At 66.4% G+C, this 20,393-nt stretch carries 12 protein-coding genes and 1 tRNA gene; 8 read left to right on the top strand and 5 right to left on the bottom strand.

Features of this window, described 5'->3' with window-relative positions; genetic code table 11:
• Positions 1–271: 271 nt before the first annotated feature.
• The 5 genes from dnaG to RTQ83_RS20310 all read left to right on the top strand — a co-directional run bounded on the left by dnaG (position 272) and on the right by RTQ83_RS20310 (position 9,816).
• Positions 272–2,068, top strand: coding sequence for a DNA primase (gene dnaG, locus RTQ83_RS20330; RefSeq protein WP_312518599.1), 1,797 nt, complete (start codon positions 272–274; stop codon positions 2,066–2,068).
• A gap of 239 nt (positions 2,069–2,307) precedes the next feature.
• Entirely contained in the window at positions 2,308–4,566 is a 2,259-nt protein-coding gene (gene rpoD / locus RTQ83_RS20325; RefSeq protein ID WP_312518597.1) for an RNA polymerase sigma factor RpoD, read from the top strand.
• Between the two features lie 116 nt (positions 4,567–4,682).
• Positions 4,683–4,761: transfer RNA gene (locus tag RTQ83_RS20320), tRNA-Ile, on the top strand.
• A gap of 112 nt (positions 4,762–4,873) precedes the next feature.
• On the top strand, positions 4,874–5,476 hold the full coding sequence (locus RTQ83_RS20315; RefSeq protein ID WP_312518595.1) for a hypothetical protein: 603 nt from the start codon (positions 4,874–4,876) through the stop codon (positions 5,474–5,476).
• 206 nt (positions 5,477–5,682) lie between these two features.
• Positions 5,683–9,816: a CheR family methyltransferase gene (locus RTQ83_RS20310; RefSeq protein ID WP_312518592.1), complete on the top strand. Its 4,134-nt coding sequence runs from the start codon at positions 5,683–5,685 to the stop codon at positions 9,814–9,816.
• An 88-nt stretch (positions 9,817–9,904) separates the two neighbouring features.
• Here RTQ83_RS20310 and RTQ83_RS20305 read toward each other — a convergent pair whose 3' ends face one another.
• The 4 genes from RTQ83_RS20305 to RTQ83_RS20290 form a co-directional block, all read right to left on the bottom strand.
• Complete coding sequence (locus tag RTQ83_RS20305; RefSeq protein WP_312518590.1) at positions 9,905–10,105, bottom strand: hypothetical protein; 201 nt, start codon at positions 10,103–10,105, stop codon at positions 9,905–9,907.
• On the bottom strand, positions 10,033–12,135 hold the full coding sequence (locus RTQ83_RS20300; protein ID WP_312518588.1) for an ATP-binding protein: 2,103 nt from the start codon (positions 12,133–12,135) through the stop codon (positions 10,033–10,035). Before RTQ83_RS20300 ends, RTQ83_RS20305 begins: the two co-directional genes overlap by 73 nt.
• A gap of 61 nt (positions 12,136–12,196) precedes the next feature.
• Positions 12,197–13,294 (bottom strand): ATP-binding protein, encoded by a 1,098-nt coding sequence (locus RTQ83_RS20295; protein WP_409456136.1) that lies wholly within the window; start codon positions 13,292–13,294, stop codon positions 12,197–12,199.
• Positions 13,295–13,308: 14 nt separating this feature from the next.
• Entirely contained in the window at positions 13,309–14,049 is a 741-nt protein-coding gene (locus tag RTQ83_RS20290) for a response regulator (protein ID WP_409456134.1), read from the bottom strand.
• A gap of 131 nt (positions 14,050–14,180) precedes the next feature.
• Between RTQ83_RS20290 and RTQ83_RS20285 the strand changes: the two genes are divergently transcribed.
• The 3 genes from RTQ83_RS20285 to RTQ83_RS20275 all read left to right on the top strand — a co-directional run bounded on the left by RTQ83_RS20285 (position 14,181) and on the right by RTQ83_RS20275 (position 19,266).
• Positions 14,181–17,345: an efflux RND transporter permease subunit gene (locus RTQ83_RS20285; protein ID WP_312518583.1), complete on the top strand. Its 3,165-nt coding sequence runs from the start codon at positions 14,181–14,183 to the stop codon at positions 17,343–17,345.
• Between the two features lie 144 nt (positions 17,346–17,489).
• Entirely contained in the window at positions 17,490–18,698 is a 1,209-nt protein-coding gene (locus RTQ83_RS20280) for a cation:proton antiporter (protein WP_312518580.1), read from the top strand.
• Positions 18,699–18,714: 16 nt separating this feature from the next.
• Positions 18,715–19,266: a DNA-binding protein gene (locus RTQ83_RS20275; RefSeq protein WP_312518577.1), complete on the top strand. Its 552-nt coding sequence runs from the start codon at positions 18,715–18,717 to the stop codon at positions 19,264–19,266.
• Between the two features lie 2 nt (positions 19,267–19,268).
• On the opposite strand, the gene RTQ83_RS20270 is transcribed toward RTQ83_RS20275, so the two are convergent.
• Positions 19,269–20,240, bottom strand: coding sequence for a ribonuclease Z (locus RTQ83_RS20270; RefSeq protein WP_312518574.1), 972 nt, complete (start codon positions 20,238–20,240; stop codon positions 19,269–19,271).
• Positions 20,241–20,393 lie beyond the last annotated feature (153 nt).

The following is a 20,393-nucleotide window of genomic DNA, read 5'->3' as shown; positions in this document are numbered from 1 at the left end:
ATCCAAGTTTCTTCGCGTACCACTCCGTTTGCTTTCAGTTGTGCGCGTAAAACTTAGGTTCCCGCCTTTGCGGGAATGACGTTGGATAAGATGGTTGCGAATCGCGAGCTGGCGATATCTGTTGCGCCAACTTAACAACACCAACTAAACAACACCAACAAACCACCACCATTCCCAGCGGACCCATCCTCGTTCGCAACTTGTTGCACATCAACTTGCACCGAGCCCTGCGGTATAGTCTGAACCCGGACAAACACTGAGTAACGCCAAAGTGATCCCGCAAACATTCATCACCGATTTGCTTAACCGTGTCGACATCGTCGACATCGTCGGCCGCTACGTCCAGCTGAAAAAGGGCGGGGCCAACTTCATGGGCCTGTGCCCGTTCCACAACGAAAAGTCCCCCAGCTTCACGGTCAGTCCGACCAAGCAGTTCTATCACTGCTTCGGCTGCGGCGCCCACGGTACCGCGATCGGCTTCCTGATCGAGTACTCGGGCATGGGCTTCGTCGACGCGGTCAAGGACCTGGCCCAGAACGTCGGCATGATCGTCCCCGAAGCGGACGACAAGATCCCGCCGGCCCAGCGCGCCGCCCAGCAGGCGCAATCATTGGCGCTGACTGAAGCCCTGACGCAAGCCTGTAACTTCTACCGCGCCCAGCTGCGCGACGCCCCGAATGCCATTGGCTACCTCAAGAAACGCGGCCTGACCGGCGAAGTGGCCGCTCGCTTCGCCATGGGCTACGCGCCGTCGGGCTGGGACAGCCTGCGCAGCGTGTTCCCTGACTACGACGTCCACGTGCTGGTCGAGTCCGGCCTGGTGATCGACAAAGTCGACGAAGAAGGCAACCGCCACAAGCGCTATGACCGTTTCCGCGAACGGGTGATGTTCCCAATCCGCAACACCAAGGGCCAAGTGATCGGCTTCGGCGGCCGGGTGATGGACGGCGGCGAACCGAAGTACCTGAACTCGCCCGAAACGCCGCTGTTCCAGAAAGGCCTGGAACTGTACGGCTTGTTCGAAGCGCGCCAGGCGATCCGCGACGCCGGCTACGTGCTGGTGACCGAAGGCTATATGGACGTGGTCGCGCTGGCCCAGCTCGGCTTCCCGCAAGCGGTCGCCACGCTCGGCACTGCCTGCACCAGTACCCACGTGCAAAAGCTGCTGCGCCAGACCGACACCGTGATCTTCAGCTTCGACGGCGACCGTGCCGGACGCAAGGCTGCGCGGCGCGCGCTCGAAGCCTGCCTGCCGCAGGTGGGCGACGACAAGACCATCAAGTTCCTGTTCCTGCCGCAAGAGCACGATCCGGACAGCTTCGTGCGCGAACGCGGCGCCGAAGCCTTCGAGCAGGAAATTGCCGACGCAATGCCGCTGTCGCAATTCCTGCTGCGCGAAGTGACGCAGGAACATGACCTCGATTCACCGGAAGGCCGCGCCCACGCCCAGTTCGAAGCCCGGCCGTTGCTGCAGGCGATGTCGCCGACCAGCCTGCGCCTGCAGATCGTGCGCGGCCTGGCCAGCATGACCCAATCGACGCCGGCGGAGATCGAAAGCCTGTTCGAGTTGTCCAAGCCGGTGGCTGCCGTGAAACGCGCGCCGCCGCGCCAGGGCCGGCCACAGCCGGTCGGTCTGGAACTGAAGATGCTGCGCATCCTGGTCGCTCACCCGCACCTGGCGCTGGCGCTCGACGAGAACGCGCTGGCGGCATTCAACCATTTTGGCGAGGAGTCGAGCGACCGCCTACGTCACCTGGTCGAAACCGCGCAGGCGCTGGGCGAAGCCGGCACCTTTGCAGCGTTGTCGCAACAGTTGCGAGAAGTGACCACCGAGTATGACGACATGATCGCCGAGATCGCCGCCGAACCCGAAAACGATGCCGATTCCGACCGCATCGTGCTGCTCAGTGCGATACGTCAAATCAAAATGGACTCGTTAAAACAAGAACTTAACCAGTTGTTTTCTTCGGGACTGACCCCAGATCAGGTAAGCACTCGCTACCGCGAGATCGTCGCTCAGCAGGACCTCCTGGCCCGCGAGGCTGCAGCAGAGATGACACCCCGATGATCGCCTTCAAAACCGCTCTCATCCGCTATGGATGGGCAGGCGTCCGCAACTGGAAAAAAAAGGGGTGCGTGCTATAATAAAACGCTAACTATTGCAACTGTTGAAACCCTTTTTGGTTCAATTGCATGCGTGGAGTTTCAGTTAGCGGGGCCATAGATTTGTGCCTGCAGGAGATGTAAGGTAACAAAACTTTATCTTTAACCATCGTAAAGTTCGTCGTTGTGACATCGAAAGCGCCTGTGCCAACCAAGAAACCCGAAACCAAAGTGGCTGCCAAAACCACGAGAGCGTCCGCTGCGAAGGTGGACAAATCGCAAGACAAGGCCGAGGTTCGTACGGCGAACCCAGCGCCTGTCAGCCAGACGACCGATGCAGCCGCACTGGCTGCGATCGACACGTCCGGCTATGTCCTGCCGACCGTCAAGGTACCGGGACGCCGTGGCCGCAAGCCCAAAGAATTCACCCCCGAGAACGATGAGATCGCCGCACTGAACGCGGTCGAGCGTGCCGAACTGAAGGCCGCGGACAAGGCCAAGGCCAAGGACCGCAAGGCCAAGGAAAAGGCGCTGCTGAAGGACGCGTTCTCGTCCGATACCGAGGCCAGCGAAGAAGAGCTCGAGCTGCGCCGCAACAAGCTCAAGGCCCTGATCAAGTCGGGCAAGGAGCGCGGCTTCCTCACGTACTCCGAGATCAACGACCACCTGCCCGAGAACATTGTCGATCCGGAAGCGATCGAAGGCATCATCGGCACCTTCAACGATATGGGCATCGCCGTGTACGAACACGCGCCCGATGCCGAGACGCTACTGTTGTCCGACAATGTCCCGAACGCGACCAGCGACGATGAAGCCGAGGCCGCCGCCGAAGCGGCGCTGTCGACGGTCGATTCCGACTTCGGCCGCACCACCGACCCGGTGCGCATGTACATGCGCGAAATGGGTTCGGTCGAGCTGCTGACGCGCGAAGGCGAGATCGAGATCGCCAAGCGCATCGAAGACGGCCTGCGCGACATGATCCAGGCGATTTCCGCCTGCCCGGTGACCATCGCCGAGATCATCGACGCCGCCGCCAAAATCGAGCGCGACGAGATCAAGATCGACGAGATCGTCGACGGCCTGGTCGAAGAAGAAAGCGACGAGCAGACTTCGCCGACCGCGGTCGCCACGACCTCGACCGATTCCGACGACGAAGAGGATGACGAGGCCGAGGAAGAAGAGGAAGAAGAGGAAGAGGAAGCCGCCAGCAGCTCCGGCGCCGCCGGCTATTCGGCCGAGCAGCTCGAAGCGCTGAAGCAATCCGCGCTCGGCAAGTTCGGCGAAATCTCCCAGCAGTTCGAGAAGATGCGCAAGGCGTTCGAAAAGGACGGCTACAACTCCAAGGCCTACGTCAAGGCGCAGGAATCGATCTCGAACGAACTCCTCGGCATCCGCTTCACGGCGAAAGTGGTCGAGAAGCTGTGCGACACGCTGCGCGGCCAGGTCGACGAAGTGCGCCACATCGAGAAGCAGATCCTGGACGTCGCGGTGAACCGCTGCGGCATGCCGCGCGCTCACTTCATCAAGGTCTTCCCGGGCAACGAAACCAACCTGGAATGGGTCGACGGCGAAGTCAACGCCGGCCACGCCTACAGCGCCATCCTGGGCCGCAACATCCCGACGATCAAGGAACTGCAGCAACGTCTGATCGACCTGCAAGCGCGCGTCGTGCTGCCGCTGCCGGACCTGCGCAACATCAACCGCCAGATGGCGGCCGGTGAAATGAAGGCGCGCAAGGCCAAGCGCGAGATGACCGAGGCCAACCTGCGTCTGGTGATCTCGATCGCCAAGAAGTACACCAACCGCGGCCTGCAGTTCCTGGACCTGATTCAGGAAGGCAATATCGGCCTGATGAAGGCGGTGGACAAGTTCGAATACCGTCGCGGCTATAAATTCTCGACGTATGCGACGTGGTGGATCCGCCAGGCGATCACGCGTTCGATCGCGGACCAGGCACGTACGATCCGTATTCCGGTGCACATGATCGAAACGATCAACAAGATGAACCGGATCTCGCGCCAGATCCTGCAAGAGACCGGCGCCGAACCGGATCCGGCGACCCTCGCCATCAAGATGGAAATGCCGGAAGATAAGATTCGCAAGATCATGAAAATCGCCAAAGAGCCGATTTCCATGGAAACGCCGATCGGTGACGATGACGATTCGCATCTGGGCGATTTTATCGAGGACAACAATACGCTGGCACCGTCGGACGCCGCGCTGCACGCCTCGATGCGCGGTGTGGTGAAGGACGTGCTCGACTCGCTGACCCCGCGCGAAGCCAAGGTGCTGCGCATGCGCTTCGGCATCGAGATGTCGACCGACCACACGCTGGAAGAGGTCGGCAAGCAGTTCGACGTCACCCGTGAGCGGATTCGCCAGATCGAAGCGAAGGCGCTGCGCAAGTTGCGGCACCCGTCGCGCTCTGACAAGCTGAAGAGCTTCCTCGAGGGCAGCAGCTGATTGTTGGTCCACGCTTGACGGACCTGTAGTAAAAGCAATATGCTCTCGCCACTTCGCTCGTCCGGCAACATGCCGGTGAGCCGGTGGCGAGTTCATTTTCCACCGTTCCAGTTTCTGGGCCTCTAGCTCATGCTTGGTTAGAGCAGCGGACTCATAATCCGTTGGTGCCGTGTTCGACTCACGGGAGGCCTACCAATGCGCTTGGCAGATCATGGGGTTACGGCATGCCGTAACCCCTTTTGCCATCCTGGAGGGGCGGCAGCCAGGCACGCTACAATCGTCGCCGTGACTTCTTGACCAACCGCCCATGACCAGCGCCGCCGCAGCAGACCCCGGTTTTACCCTCAACGACATCGAGATCGGCCTGCGCATCCACGAAGCGCTGGCACACCACGCACGCGCCATGCGCGGCGCCCTGATCAGCTACACCGATCTGCTGACGCTGGCGCGCAGCCTGCACCCCAGGGATGCAGCGCTTGGCCGCGCGGTCCCGGTCGGGATCGGCATGAAATTGCAGTTCGTTACCGGCTTCTGCATCGCCCATGGCTATCCCGACCTGGCCTGTCTCGCCGTCAACCCGGCCAGCATGCGGCCTTACCCGGGCTACCGGGGCGAATGGGAAGCCGAACGCCGCGCCGTTGCCGGCATCGACTGGGCCGCCGCCGCGCCCGCGCTCGACGCCCATGCCGCCATGGCGCGGGCCGCCGTGCCTGCGCGCCTGAAACCACGCAAGGAGCGTCCGGCCGATGTCGCCTGGTATGCCTACTTCTGCTCCCACCGCAGCGCCTGCGAAAAAGTGGCGCCGCAGGACAAGCAGGAAATCATCAACCTGATCATGGCGGGACTGGATCCGGACACCGCACTGCGCCGGGTCCTGGCGGCAAAGACCGACTTCAGCGAAACGGACTGAGGAACGGTTGGCCGCCGCATCACGATCGGCCCGGTAATCCGGCCACTCCGCGCGCCGTCACCGAGCGGCAGGCTGGGCGAACAAAGTCCGCTAGGCTTCATTTTTTCGTCTTTTCGTGCATTTTTCGTGTCAAATCGTCTAGACTTACTGCAAATTCCATAGGGCTGACCATGACCACATCCGCTTCCGCATCCCCGGCAGAGGACATGCCTGTCGAAGCCGGCATCGTCCTCAGCACATTGCAATATCCCGTGGTCGGCATCGGCGCTTCCGCCGGCGGCCTGCCTGCGCTGCAGCGCCTGTTCGAGAACATGCCGCGCGGGCACGAGCTGGCCTTCGTCATCATCCTGCATCTGTCGCCCAAGCACCCGAGCTCGGCCGCAGCGATCCTGCAGCGCGTCACGAACATGCCGGTGGTGCAGGTCACCTCGCGGGTCCAGATCGAGCCCGGCCACGTGTACGTGATCGCGCCCAACGTGCATCTGTCGATGGTGGACGGCCTGCTGCTGGTCGAAGAACTGAAACGTCCGCGCGGCCAGCACGTGGCGATCGACCTGTTCTTCCGTACCCTGGCCCAGGTGCACCGCGAACGTGCGATCGCGATCGTGCTGTCCGGTACCGGTTCGGATGGCGCGGTGGGGCTGAGCCGGGTCAAGGAGCAGGGCGGGCTGACCATCGTGCAAAGTCCGCATGATGCCGAGCACGAGGGCATGCCGAACGCGGCGATCCGCACCGGCGCGGTCGATTTCGTCATGCCGGCGATCGAGATGCCGCAAAAGCTGATCGACCTGTGGGACAACGCCAAGCGCATCCAGCTGCCTCCGACGGGCGACGACGAGGCGCCGATCGATCGCGTCACCATCGATCCCGATGCCGGCGCCGAAGACGCCCTGCACGACATCATTGCCTCGCTGCTGGCGCGCACCGGTCATGACTTCCGCCATTACAAGCGCGCCACCGTGCTGCGCCGCATCGAGCGGCGCATGCAGGTGCGCCAGACCAATACCCTGCCCGAATACCGCGACCTGCTCGAAAACGACGTCGCCGAAAACAAGGCCCTGCTCGACGACATGCTGATCGGCGTCACCAACTTCTTCCGCGACCGCGAAGCCTTCGAATCGCTCGAGCGCGACATCATTCCCGAGCTGTTCAAGGAGCGCGCGCCCAACGACGAGGTGCGCGCCTGGGTCGCCGCCTGCGCCAGCGGCGAAGAGGCGTACTCGCTGGCGATGCTGCTGGCCGACCAGGCCGCGCTGAGCGATCAGCCGCCGCAGTTCCAGGTATTCGCTTCGGACATCGACGACCATTCGATCGACATCGCGCGCTCCGGCAACTACCCGGCCTCGATCATCACCGACGTCGCGCCGACCCGCCTGCGCCAGTATTTCAAGCGCGAGGACAACCGCTACCGCATCCGCAAGACGCTGCGCGACCGCATCCTGTTCGCCTCGCACAACCTGCTGCGCGACCCGCCGTTCTCGCGGCTCGACCTGATTTCATGCCGCAATCTGCTGATTTACCTCAACCGCGACGTTCAGCTGCGGGTGCTGCAGACTTTCCACTTCGCCCTCAAGCCCGGTGGCTACCTGTTCCTCGGCTCGTCCGAATCGGCCGAATCGGTGTCGGAGTTCTTTATCCCTATCGACAAGAAGAACCGCATTTACCGCGCCCGCAGCACCGGGCGCCACATGCATTACCAAAGCCCGTCGTCGGCGTTGTACGGCGTGCGCCTGCCCGAGATCAGCCGTCCCAAGCAGCCCGGCAAGCGCGTCTCGACCTATTCCGAGCTGCACCAGCGCGCACTGGCGCAGGCCGCGCCGCCGTCGGTGGTGATCGACCGCGAAGGCAACCTGATCCACGTGTCGGAACAGGCCGGCCAGTACCTGCGCATGGGCGGCGGCGAGCCGTCGCGCAGCCTGCTGGCGCTGGTGCTGCCCGAGCTGCGCATCGAACTGCGCTCCGCCATGTACCAGGTGACCCAGAATGGCGGGCGCGTCGACTGCCGCCCGATCGAGCTGGCGGACAGCCAGGAGCCGGTGACGCTGGCGCTGTCGGTCAGCGCATTCCATGACGATGAATCCGATGGCGATTTCCTGCTGGTGCTGTTCCAGCGCGCCGAGCCCGAGCCGGGCGCGCCCGTGACGCGGCCGAACGGCGGCCATGACGTGGTGCTGTCCCAGCTCGAGGCCGAGCTGCAGCGCAAGCGCGAGCAGCTGCAGGAAACCATCGAATATTCCGAGATCTCCACCGAAGAACTGCGCGCTTCGAACGAAGAACTGCAGGCGATCAACGAAGAACTGCGCTCGGCCACCGAAGAACTCGAGACCAGCAAGGAAGAACTGCAGTCGGTCAACGAAGAACTGGTCACGGTCAACTACGAGCTCAAGGTCAAGGTCGAGGAAACCGGCAAGGCCAACGACGACCTCAACAACCTGATCGCCTCGACCGACATCGCCACCATCTTTGTCGACAGCGGCCTGCGCATCAAGCGTTTCACGCCGCGCGCGGCCGACCTGTTCTCGATCATCGCGTCCGACGTCGGCCGTTCGCTGCTCGACCTGACCCACAAGCTCGACTACGACCAGCTGGCCGAGGACGTCAGTGCCAGCTTCGAGACGCTGCGCCTGGTCGAACGCGAAGTGCGCAGCAACGACGGCCGCTACTACATCGTGCGCCTGCTGCCTTACCGCACCAACGAGGACCGCATCGAAGGCGCGGTGATGACCTTCTTCGACATCACCGACCGCCGCCACGCCGAAGAGCAGGCGCGCGCCAGCGAGGCGCGCATGCGCATGGTGGCCGAGAGCGCCAACGACTACGCCATCATCACGATGGATGAACAGGGGCGCGTGACCAGCTGGAACAAGGGCGCCGAAACCCTGTTCGGCTACAGTGCCGGCGAGATGCAGGGCGTGGGCCTGGCGCGCCTGTTCATGCCCGACGATATCGCCGCCGGCGTACCGCAGGATGAACTGAGACGCGCGCGCGAGGACGGCCGCGCCGAGGACGAGCGCTGGCATGTGCGCAAGGACGGCAGCCGATTCTTCTGCAGCGGCGTCACCACGCCGCTGCGCAACGGCGACTTCTACGGCTACGCGAAAATAGCGCGCGACGAGACCGCGCGCGAGCGCCAGGGCAAGGAGCGCGAGCAGGCCTTCAATCGCGAGCAGGCCGAGCGTTCCGATGCCCAGAGCGCGATGGCACTGAAGGACGAATTCCTGGCGGTGATGTCGCACGAGCTGCGCCATCCGCTGAACATGATCCACATCAACGTCGAACTGCTGGCGCGCATGCCCGAGCTGCGCCACTCGACCGGCTTCATGCGCGCCGCCGCGGCCATCCGCAGCGCGGTAATGAGCCAGGCCAAGATCATCGACGACCTGATGGACATGTCGCGCGTACACACCGGCAAGCTGTCGCTCACCATGGCGCCGGTCGTGCTCGACGACGTCCTGCAGCGCATGGTCGAGGCGACGCGCAACGACCCGGCCGCGCACGACATGACGATCGAATTCAGCGGCGGCGCCGACAACCTGCCGGTACTGGCCGACGTCGTGCGCATCGAGCAGGTGGTGATGAACCTGCTGAGCAACGCGATCAAGTTCACGCCGAAGGGCGGGCGCATCGAGGTACGCCTGGCGCGCGAGCCGGACGCGCTGCGCATCGACGTGATCGACAATGGCCAGGGCATCTCGCCCTCGTTCCTGCCGCACGTGTTCGACATGTACGGCCAGAGCATGGCGGTGACCACCCGCAGCAAGGGCGGCCTCGGGATCGGGCTGGCGCTGGTGAAGGAACTGGTCGCGCTGCATGGCGGCCGCATCGAGGCGGCATCGGACGGCATCGGCAAGGGTGCGCGCATCAGCGTCTGGCTGCCGCTGTTCGCCAACAATGCGGCGCCGGGCGCGACCGGCGCCGGCAAGGGCGACGACGACCTGGCCGGCCTGCGCATCCTGGTGGTGGACGACATGGAAGAGATGCTGATGGTGTTCAAGTCGCTGCTCGAGACCGGCGGCGCCACCGTGTTCGAGGCCGCCAGCGCGCTCGAGGGCCTGGCCGTGCTCGAGCGCCAGGAAGTCGACCTGGTGATCTCGGACGTGTCGATGCCCGAGATCGACGGCTACGAATTCCTGCGCCGCGTGCGCGCCATGCCGAAGCATGCCCGGCTGCCGGCGATCGCCCTGAGCGGCATGCGGCGCGACGCCGACATCCAGCGCGCACGCGAGGCCGGCTTCTCGGCCCACCTGGGCAAGCCGGTATCGGTCGAGCGCCTGCACGAGATCGTGCACGACCTGCTGCCGCGCGGTGGGGAATCGTCGGCTCCGCCACCGGCGCGTTGATCGTTATCGGCTTCGCTTTCGCACCGGATGATCTTGCTGCAAACTATCACCGCGCCGGCGGCGCAGCGCGGGGCCGCCTGGGCCAACCCTACGGTGCGCTGGTGCGCAATTCCTCCAGCACCTCTTCCAGCTGCTCCGGCCTGAGCGGCTTGACGTAGTGGCGCTCGAAGCCGGCCGCCAGCGCCCTCGCGCGGTCGGCCGGCTGGCCGTAGCCGGTCAGCGCCAGCAGCCGCATGGCGGCCAGCGCCGGCTCGGCGCGCAGGGCGGCGGCGATCTGGTAGCCGTCCATCCCGGGCAGGCCGATGTCGACGATCGCCAGTCCCGGATGCCCTGGCGCGCCAGTGCGATGCCGTCCGGGCCGTTAGCGGCTTCCAGTACCCGGCAGCCGGCCGCCGCCAGCTGCGCCGCCAGCATCGTGCGCGCGTCGTCGTTGTCCTCGATCAGCAGCACCGTGGAGTTGCCGTCATCGGCCCTGGCCTCGGCCCCGGACCTGGCCGCCGCGACGGGCGCCGGCGCCGGCGCGGTACGGTTCGCATCGGCTGGCGGTTCGGCCAGCAGCGGCAGGCGCAGCGTGAACGTGCTGCCCTTGCCGGGCCCGTCGCTGGCCGCCTCGATCGACCCGCCGTGCAGCTCCACCAGGCTGCGCACCACCGACAGCCCGATCCCCAGCCCGCCCTGCGTGCGGTCGAGCGTCACTTTGCCCTGCACGAAGATGTCGAACAGTCGCGGCAGCAGCTCGGGCGCGATGCCGATGCCATCGTCGCGCACCGTGAGCCGGGCCTGGCCCTCGTCCACGGTCAGCACGATCTCGACCGTGCCGCCGGCCGGCGTGTATTTCAGCGCATTGCCCACCAGGTTGCCGACCACCTGTTCGATGCGCGTCGGGTCGCCCCTGATCCACGCCGGCGCCAGATCGCAGCGCAGCGTGTGCGCGACCCGGCCGCCGACGCGCAGCGCATCCACGACGGCGCCGGTCACGGCGGCCAGGTCGAGCGGCCGCATGTCGAGTTCGACCTTGCCGCGCGCCAGCCGTGCCAGGTCCAGCAGGTCGTCGACGATGCGGGTCAGGTGCTTGCTCTGGCGTAGCAGGATGTCGTGGGCGCGCTCCTTCAGTGCCGGGCTGGCCGGCCCGCCGCGCAGCAGCTGGGTGGCGCCGACGATGCCGCTGAGCGGGTTGCGCAGTTCATGGCTGAGCATGGCCAGGAAGTCGTCGCGCGTCTCGACCTGCTGCTCGGCCAGCACCCGTGCTTCCTGTTCGCGTTGCAGCAAGGCGGCACGCTCGGCCGCGGCATGGGACAGCTTGGCGCCGGCGTCGTGCAGCGCATGCTGCAGGCGGTCGACTTCGGCGATCCCGCTGGCGCCGCTGGACGGCACTTCGCCGCGGCTGAGCATGGCGGCCGAGCCGCCCGCATCCTGGATCGCGCGCAGCAGGCGGCGCCCGAACAGGGCGGCGGCGGCGGCCGCGCACAGAAGCGCCAGCAGCATGCCGGCCGCGGCCAGCGTCACCGCGCGCTGCGCCACGCCCTCGATGTCGCGCGCCGGCACCGACACCGTCACCAGCCAGCCCGACATCGGCGAGCGGAAGAAGGCGTGGTAGGCGTCGACCCCGGCGCGCGTGTCGTAGCGCGCCAGGCCTTCGACATGCCCGGCCGCCGCGCGCATCAGGGCCGGGTTGGCGAACTGGCCGAAGCGCGCGGCTTCGCCAGTGCGCGCGATGACGTGGCCTTCGGTGTCGACCACCGACAGCTTCCAGCCCGGCGCCAGCGTCCGGCGCGCGATCACTTTCGAAAAATAATCGGGCGAGAACACCGAGGCCAGCACGTAGCGCCGGCCGCCATCCAGCGGCACCGGGACGTTGATGGTGGTGACGGGAATCTTCTGCACGGCGCCGCTGATCAGGCCCGAGACCACCGTCTTTTGCGTCTCGATCACCCGCCGCGTGCGCACACGCACATAGTCGGGCGGCGGCGGCAGCGGCGCGCCCAGCGGCTGCACGGTATTGATGATCTGCTGGCCGCTGGGCGCGAACAGGATGGTGCGGCCGCCGTCGCCGCGGTCGGCGCTGGTGGCGTGGCGGTAAAAGCCCTGCATGTCGCCAGTGGCCAGGTGCGGCGAGCGCGCCAGCACGCGCAGCGCCGCTTCGGCGCTGCCCAGTTCGCGGTCGACCAGCAGGGCGGTGGCGCTGGCGGTTTCGCTCAGCGTGTGCAGCGCGGCTTCGCGCTCGGCCTGCAGCAGGGTGCGCAGCGCGATCGCGGCCAGTAAAAATACCGGAACGATGATCGCGCCGATCATCAGCAGCAGGTAGGTACGGATCTTCATGCGGTGAACGTGGCCGGCCCGCAGCGCCGGAATCGACCCGGATGCGCGTCAGTTATCGAACTCAGTGACCAGCATTATATGCGCCGGCTGCCGAGCCCGGCACACGCTGCGCCAGCGGCCAGCGCAGTTCGAAGGTGGTGCCGCCGCCCGGCGCCGCCAGGCAGCGCGCCTGGCCGCCATGGGCCATGGCGATGGCGCGCACCACGGCCAGTCCCAGGCCGCTGCCGGTGCTGCTGCCGGCGCCGCGCTGGAAAGCGTCGAACACGGTGGCCGCCAATGCCGGGTCGACGCCGGGACCCTGGTCGCTGACGGTCAGCAGCGCGTGCCCGTCAGCGCGGCGCAGGCCGATCTCCAGGCGTCCGGGCAGGGCGTGGCACCTGGCGTTGTCCAGCAATGCCAGCAGCGCCTGGCGGATGCGCGCCGCGTCGCACGGCAGCTCGCCTTGTTCCAGTGCGGTCGCAAGCACCAGGCCGCGTGCGCGCAGGTCCGGTTCCAGCAGGGCGAGCACGTCGCGGATCTCGGTCGCCAGGTCGCATTGCGCCAGGTGCAGCGTCAGGTGGCCGCTGTCGGCCAGTCCCACCACCCGCAAGTCCTCGACCAGCCGGCCCAGGTTCTCGACCTGCGCCAGCAGGTTGGCGAACAGGCGCTGCTCGGGCGCGAACACGCCCTCGGCCAGACCCTGCAGACGGCCGCGCAGCACCGTCAGCGGCGTGCGCAGCTCGTGCGCGATGGCGGCGTTCCAGAACACCTGTTCCTTGGCCATGCGCTCGAGCCGCTCGGCCATGGTATTGAAGTCCTCCACCAGCAGCGAGGCTTCGCCCAGCGAACGGTCGTCGCCGCTGGCGCGCGCCGTCAGGTCGCCCAGCGACACGCGGCGCAGGCTGTCCGCCACCGAATTCAATGGCGCCAGGATGCGCCGCGCCAGCCGGATCGCGACCACGATCGCCAGTACCACGCCGCCCAGGATGGTGAGCATGATCCAGGCCAGTTCCAGGCTCGACGGCACCCACGAGCCGGCATCGGCCAGGTGGTCGGGCGCGAACGAGAACATCAGGCCATAGAAGGCGTACGAGCCGATCGTGATGCCGACCACCACAGTCAGCACCAGCAGGCCGACCGACAGCACGATCTGGCGGCTCAGCCCCGTGAGTCCGCCCAGGCTGCCCAGGAACTTCACGCGCGCCCGCCGAACTTGTAGCCGACGCCGCGGATGCCGAGCGGGACCTCGAGCACGCCGGCTTCTTCCAGTTTGCGCCGCAGCTTGCTGACGTGGCTGTCGACGGTGCGCTCGAGCGTATCGCCTTCCGGCAGGCAGTGCAGCAGCAGCTCGCTGCGCCCGAACACCTGGCGCGGTGCGCGCGCCAGGTGCGCCAGCAGCTTGAATTCGGTCAGGGTCAGCGCCAGCTGCACCGGCGCGGCGCCGGGCGAGGTCACGGTCACTTCGTGCTTGTCGAGGTCGATCGCCAGGTCGTCGACCCGGATCACGGCCGCACCCGCCTGCATGCCGGCGCCATGCAGGCGGGTGCGGCGCAGCACCGCCTGGGCGCGCGCCACCACTTCGGCCGGGTTGAACGGCTTGACCACGTAATCGTCGGCGCCGGTGCGCAGGCCCATCAGCTTGTCGATATCGCCGTCCATCGCGGTGACCATGATCACCGGCGTGGCGCCGCGGCGGCGGATCTCGGCCAGCACCATCCAGCCGTCCAGCTGCGGCATCTGCACGTCGAGCAGTACCAGGTCGGGCCGCGCCGACAGGTGCAGCTCGAGCGCCTGGCGTCCATCCAGCGCGCACAGGGTGCGAAAGCCGCCGCGCGAAAAATAGGCGGTCAGGATGTCGGCGATCTCGTCGTCGTCTTCGGCGATCAGCACCAGCGCGGGCGCCTGGCCGACGCCGGCCTGCGGCAGCATCTCCATCGAATCTCCATCAAAGTGCAACTCAACCACAACCGGGCAACCGCACAATCGCGGTCTTGCCCGCCGCCGCTACTGTACCGAAAGCGCGCGAGTAACAACAGTTGAATCGTTCCGACTACCGAAAGACTTTCATGCCGCAGTTCTTCATCGACCGACCCGTGTTCGCCTGGGTGATCGCCCTGTTCATCGTGCTGCTGGGCGCGATCGCCATCCCGCAGCTGCCGGTGGAGCGCTATCCGACGGTGGCGCCGCCCACGGTCACCATCACCGCGGTCTATCCGGGCGCCACGCCGCAGACCATGAACGACGCCGTGATCGGCCTGATCGAGCGCGAACTCTCGAGCGTCAAGCACCTCCTGTATTTCGAATCGTCGAGCGACACCAGCGGCACCGCGCAGATCACTGCCACCTTCCGCCCCGGCGTCGATCCCGACCTGGCCCAGGTGGACGTGCAGAACCGGATCAAGGCGGTCGAGCCGCGCCTGCCGCAGACGGTGCGCCAGAACGGCCTGATCGTGGAGTCGGCGACCTCCAACTTCCTGATGTTCATCGCGCTGACCTCGAACGACGGCCGCTTCGACGAGACCGACCTGGGCGACTATATGGCGCGCAACGTGGTGGAAGAGCTGCGCCGGGTGGAAGGGGTGGGCAAGGTGCAGCTGTTCGGCGCCGAAAAGGCGATGCGGGTGTGGGTCGATCCGGCCAGGCTGATTGCGTTTAACTTGTCGATGACCGACGTCACCGGCGCCATCGCGCGCCAGAACACCCAGATCGCGCCGGGCCGCGTGGGCGACGCGCCGGCGCCGGCCGGCCAGCAGATCACGGTGCCACTGACAGTCGAAGGCCAGCTGTCCACGCCCGAAGCCTTCCGCGCCATCGTGCTGCGGGCGAATCCGGACGGCTCGGCGGTGCTGCTGCAGGACGTGGCGCGGGTCGAACTGGGCTCGCAGAGCTACGGCTTCAGCACGCGCGAGAACGGCCACGTGGCCACCGCCGCCGGCATCCAGATGGCGCCCGGCGCGAATGCCGTGGCCACCGCCGCCGGCGTGCGCGCGCGGCTGGACGAACTGGCCGAGTCGATGCCGCAGGGGATGCAGCACAGCGTGCCGTTCGACACCGCGCCGTTCGTGCAGATCTCGATCGAGAAGGTGGTGATGACGCTGATCGAGGCGATGGTGCTGGTGTTCCTGGTGATGTACCTGTTCCTGCAGAACGTGCGCTGCACCCTGATCCCGGCGCTGGTGGCGCCGATCGCGCTGCTCGGCACCTTCACCGTGATGCTGATGGCCGGCTTCTCGGTGAACGTGCTGACCATGTTCGGCATGGTGCTGGCGATCGGCATCATCGTCGACGACGCCATCGTGGTGGTCGAGAACGTCGAGCGCCTGATGGCGACCGAAGGCCTGTCGCCAAAGGAGGCGACCAAGAAGGCGATGCGCGAGATCACCGGCGCGGTGGTCGGCATCACGCTGGTGCTGACCGCCGTGTTCATCCCGATGGCCTTCGCCAGCGGCTCCGTAGGCGTGATCTATCGCCAGTTCTCGCTGTCGATGGCGGTCTCAATCCTGTTCTCGGCCTTCCTGGCGCTGTCGTTCACGCCGGCGCTGTGCGCCACGCTGCTCAAACCGGTCGAGGGCGGGCACCACGAGAAGAAGGGCTTCTTCGGCTGGTTCAACCGCGGGTTCGACCGCCTCACCGAGCGCTACACCGCCGGCACCACCGTGCTGGCGCGCCGCGCCGGGCGCATGATGCTGGCCTGGCTGGCGCTCGCCGTGGTGCTGGCGTTCGCCTTCCGCGGCCTGCCGTCCGCCTTCCTGCCCGAGGAAGACCAAGGCTACTTCATCACCTCGTTCCAGTTGCCGGGTGAAGCCACCGTCGAGCGCACGCTGAACGTGGTCAAGGCGTATGAGGCGCACGTCGCGTCGCGCCCGGGCCTGGGCGACAACGAAGCGATCCTGGGCTTCGGCTTCTCCGGTTCGGGGCCGAACGCGGCGCTGGCCTTCACCATGCTCAAGGACTGGGATCAGCGTGAAGGGGCGACCGCGCAGGGTGAAGTCGCCGCCGCCGCGGAGGCGATGGGCGCCAGCCGCGAAGGCATGATCATGAGCCTGATGCCGCCGGCGATCGATGGCCTGGGCAATTCGTCCGGCTTCGCGCTGCGCCTGCAGGACCGCGCCAACCAGGGCCAGGCCGCGCTGCAGGCGGCGCAGGACAAGCTGCTGGCGCTGGCCGCGCAAAGTTCGATCGTGGCCGGCGTGTATCCGGAAGGCCTGCCGCCGGGCGTCAGCGTGCGGCTCGACATCGACCGCGCCAAGGCGCAGGCGCTGGGGGTGTCGTTTACCGACATCAGCGAGACGCTGTCGGCGGCCATGGGTTCCAGCTACGTCAACGACTTCCCGAATGCCGGACGGATGCAGCAGGTGATCGTCCAGGCCGAGGCAAGGGCGCGCATGCAGGTCGACGACGTGCTGGCGCTGAACGTGCGCAACGCCAACGGCGGCATGGTGCCGCTGGCGGAACTGGTCAAGCCGGTATGGACCGAGGCACCGCCGCAGCTGATCCGCTACCTGGGCTACCCGAGCATGCGCATCGCCGGCAACGCCGCGCCGGGCGCGTCCAGCGGTGAGGCGATGGAAGAGATGGAGCGCCTGGCCGCGCAGCTGGGGCCGGGCTTCGCGGTCGAGTGGACCGGCCAGTCGCTGCAGGAACGCGAGTCGGCGGCCCAGGCGCCGCTCTTGATGGCGCTGTCGATGCTGGTGGTGTTCCTGGTGCTGGCGGCGCTGTACGAGAGCTGGTCGATTCCGTTCTCGGTGATGCTGGTGGTGCCGCTGGGGTTGATCGGCGCAGTGGCGGCGGTGCTGCTGCGCGGGCTGCCGAACGACGTGTTCTTCAAGGTCGGCATGATCACCGTGATCGGGCTGTCGGCCAAGAACGCGATCCTGATCGTGGAATTCGCCAAGCAGTTCCGGGAAGAGGGTAAGGGATTGCTGGAGTCGGCGGTCGAGGCGGCGCGCCTGCGTCTGCGCGCGATTTTGATGACGTCGCTCGCGTTCGGGCTGGGCGTGGTGCCGCTGATGATCGCGTCCGGCGCCAGTGCCGAGACCCAGCATGCGATCGGGACCGGGGTGTTCGGCGGCATGGTGGCGGCGACGGTGCTGGCGGTGCTGTTTGTGCCGGCGTTCTTCGTGTTCGTGATGGGGTTGCAGGAGAAGGTCGCGCACTTCCGGAAACGTGGTTCGACAGCGAAAGCGGCGAAAAAGGCAGAGGATCGGCAAGAACCGACTTCGGCCACGTAAGCAGGCAGGTGCTGGCGGTACACCCCGACCGCCAGCCAAGAAACAACGTCCTCTGGAATCGTTCCCAAGTTGTCTGAAACACGTTACTATTCGTCAAGTTACGTAATTACGTAATCCAAAAACGATAACGATAACGGAGACAACTTGAATACGACCGAGATCTTCCTGATCGCGATGCTGCTCATCTTCGTGGCGCCCTACATGCTATGGCGCCTCGGACGCACCGATTATTTCGCCCCGCTGGTGGTAGTCCAGATCATCATGGGCATCCTGCTCGGCCCAGGCGTGCTGGGCGCTGCCTTTCCGCAGTACCACGCCTTCGTCTTCAATCCCGACGTGGTCAAGACCCTGAACGGCATCGCCTGGTGGGGCGTGATGCTGTTCGTGATGCTGGCCGGGATCGAGCTGGACCTGAAAAAAGTCTGGCAGTACCGGCGCGAGAGCGTGACCACGGCCGGCCTGTCGCTTGGCATGCCGCTCTTGTTCGGCTGCGGCGCGGCCTTGCTGCTGGTCGGCTATCAGGGCTGGATGGGGCCGCAGGCCGCCACCTGGCAGTTCATGCTCGGCATCGGCATGGCGTGCGCCGTGACCGCGCTGCCGGTGCTGGTGCTGCTGATGGAAAAGCTCGGCATCCTGCGCCAGCCGATGGGCCAGCGCATCATGCGCTACGCCAGCCTGGACGACGTCGCGATCTGGGGCGTGCTGGCGCTGATCATGCTCGACTGGGAGCGGGTGGGGCGCCAGGCCGGCTTCCTGGTCGGGTTCACGCTGCTCACCTTGCTGTACCGGCGCCTGATGACGCGCCTGCCGCAGGGCGACCGCTGGTACGTGGCGCTGATCTGGCTGATCGCCTGCGCCTTCGGGGCCGACTGGGCCGGCCTGCACTACATGGTCGGCGCCTTCCTGGCCGGCGTGGTGATGGACGCCGACTGGTTCGACCAGGAGCAGCTCGACAGCCTGTTCAAGAACGTGCTGCTGGTGATGATGCCGGTGTTCTTCCTCAGCACCGGGCTGCGCACCAAGTGGGATCTGGGCGGCTACTCGGTGTTCTTTGTCGCCGGGCTGCTGCTGTTCGCGTCCTGCGGCGGCAAGCTGGCCGGCGCCCACATCGCCGGCCGCACGCTGGGCTGGAAGCGCGGCGAAGCCTCGATCATCGGCTGGCTGCTGCAATCGAAAGGGCTGATCGAGATCATCTTCGCCAACATCCTGCTCGACAAGGGCATCATCACCAGCGAGATGTTCACCGCGCTGCTGCTGATGGCGGTGGCCAGCACGATGCTGACCATCCCGATCGTGCATCCGAAGCTGAACCGCAGCCAGAACCAGGGCCTGGTCAACCAGGCCAGCTCATGACCGACAGGAGGCGCACATGGCACGCACCGGATTGACCAAGGCCCAGGTCAGGGCCTGCCGCGACGAACTGCTGGCGCAGGGCCGCCACCCATCGGCCGACGCCGTGCGCCTGCTGCTCGGCACGGGATCGAAGTCGACCATCCACCGTTTGCTGAAGGAACTGGCGGCGGAGGCACCGGGTAGCGGCGACGAGCGACGGCAGACCGCGCGCACGCTGCAGGCGCTGGTGGAAGAGCTGGCCGAGCGCCTGCATCTGGATGCCGAGCGCGACATGCAGGATTTGCGTGCGCTGTGTGCCGATTACGAGGCCGCGCTGCAGGAGAAGGATCGCCAGCTGGCGGCCCTGCGCGGCACGGTGGCGACCTTGAATGCACGGCTCGAAGTGCTGGCGCAAGATGGCGCGCAAGAAGTTGCGCCCGCACCGGGCCATGGCGACTTCGGCGGCCTGCTGTCGAATCCGCACATCGGCGCACGCGGCGCGTCGCCGTTCAGCATCATGCTCAGCAGCGGGCGCTCCGACGTGTTCGACACCGGGCGCCTCGGCCCGGCCGGCCTCGAGTTCCAGTAGCGCTACACCGCCAGCCGCAACTCCCCGGTGCGGTCCAGCACGAAATGATCGAGGTCGCGCGCCAGCACCAGGTGGCCGTCGAACCCGGCGCGCGCCTCGTCTTCCAGCAGCGACAGCGGCAATGGCCCGCCATCCTGGTAGCGCGGGCTGAAGTGGGTCAGCACCAGGTTGCGCACGCCGGCCCCCTGCGCGAAGCGCGCCACCCGTAGCGCCGAGCTGTGCTGCGGGCCGGGACCGACTTTCAGCAGGATCTCTTCGGTATACGTGGCTTCGTGCACCAGCACGTCGACGCCGCGCGCAGCCTCGGCCAGCAGCTCCGGACTGTCGTTGTCGCCAGCGACCACGATGCGGCGTGCGCGCCGCGGCGGCAGCAGGTAGTCGTGGGCGGCGATGCGGCGGCCGTCTTCCAGCGTGATGTCGCGCCCGCGCTGCAGTTCGCCCCATAGCGCCGACGAGGGGACGGCGTCGGCACGCAGCTTGTCGGTATCCAGCCGGCGCTCGAGCGCGCTTTCGGTGAAGCCGTAGGCCCAGGAGGGGATGCGGTGCGACAGCGCCGTGGCCTCGACCGCCAGGTCGGGCAGCGCTTCCTGCAGCAGCGATGCATCTTCCAGGTCGTGCGGCGTCAGGAAAGTCACCGGATAGGGCAGGGTCAGTTCGCTGGCCGCCATGATGGCCTCGATCATGCCGCGCAGCGGCGGCGGGCCGACGATCGTCAGCGGTTCGCTGCGATTGAGCAGGCCGGCGCTGGCCAGCAGGCCCGGCAGGCCGTAGCAATGGTCGCCGTGCATGTGGGTGATGAACACCGCGCGCAGGCTCATCAAGGACAGCGGCGTGCGCAGGATGCGGTGCTGGGTGCCTTCGGCGCAATCGACCAGTACCCACTGGCGCGCGCCGCGCAGACGCAGCGCGACGCCGGACATATTGCGTTGCCGGGTCGGGGTGCCCGACGAGGTGCCGAGGAACAGGATTTCCATGTGAGCGCATTCTTCGTTGACGTCGCCCCATTATGCGCGAGCGGACGCGATGACGGCGCCAGCCGGAGCATCCTGTTGGCCCTGCAGCGCGCGGGGATACCGTGAATTCATTTGAGCTTCCTCAATAGGCTCGCAGGCATCGCTTCCGGCCGC

Origin of the sequence: Massilia sp. (genome assembly GCF_031995545.1) — a bacterium.
Taxonomy (GTDB): Bacteria; Pseudomonadota; Gammaproteobacteria; order Burkholderiales; family Burkholderiaceae_D; genus Telluria.
Note: the sequence above shows the minus strand (reverse complement) of the source record. Positions and strands in the feature narration are given on the sequence as shown.

Excerpts from the sequence above, each read along its gene's own strand:
- RTQ83_RS20305 (WP_312518590.1), bottom strand. The coding sequence starts at position 10,105 with ATGGACGGCTACCAGATCGCCGCCGCCCTGCGCGCCGAGCCGGCGCTG.
- RTQ83_RS20310 (WP_312518592.1), top strand. The coding sequence starts at position 5,683 with ATGCCTGTCGAAGCCGGCATCGTCCTCAGCACATTGCAATATCCCGTG.
- RTQ83_RS20285 (WP_312518583.1), top strand. The coding sequence starts at position 14,181 with ATGCCGCAGTTCTTCATCGACCGACCCGTGTTCGCCTGGGTGATCGCC.
- RTQ83_RS20315 (WP_312518595.1), top strand. The coding sequence starts at position 4,874 with ATGACCAGCGCCGCCGCAGCAGACCCCGGTTTTACCCTCAACGACATC.
- RTQ83_RS20275 (WP_312518577.1), top strand. The coding sequence starts at position 18,715 with ATGGCACGCACCGGATTGACCAAGGCCCAGGTCAGGGCCTGCCGCGAC.
- RTQ83_RS20270 (WP_312518574.1), bottom strand. The coding sequence starts at position 20,240 with ATGGAAATCCTGTTCCTCGGCACCTCGTCGGGCACCCCGACCCGGCAA.
- RTQ83_RS20290 (WP_409456134.1), bottom strand. The coding sequence starts at position 14,049 with ATGGAGATGCTGCCGCAGGCCGGCGTCGGCCAGGCGCCCGCGCTGGTG.
- RTQ83_RS20300 (WP_312518588.1), bottom strand. The coding sequence starts at position 12,135 with ATGAAGATCCGTACCTACCTGCTGCTGATGATCGGCGCGATCATCGTT.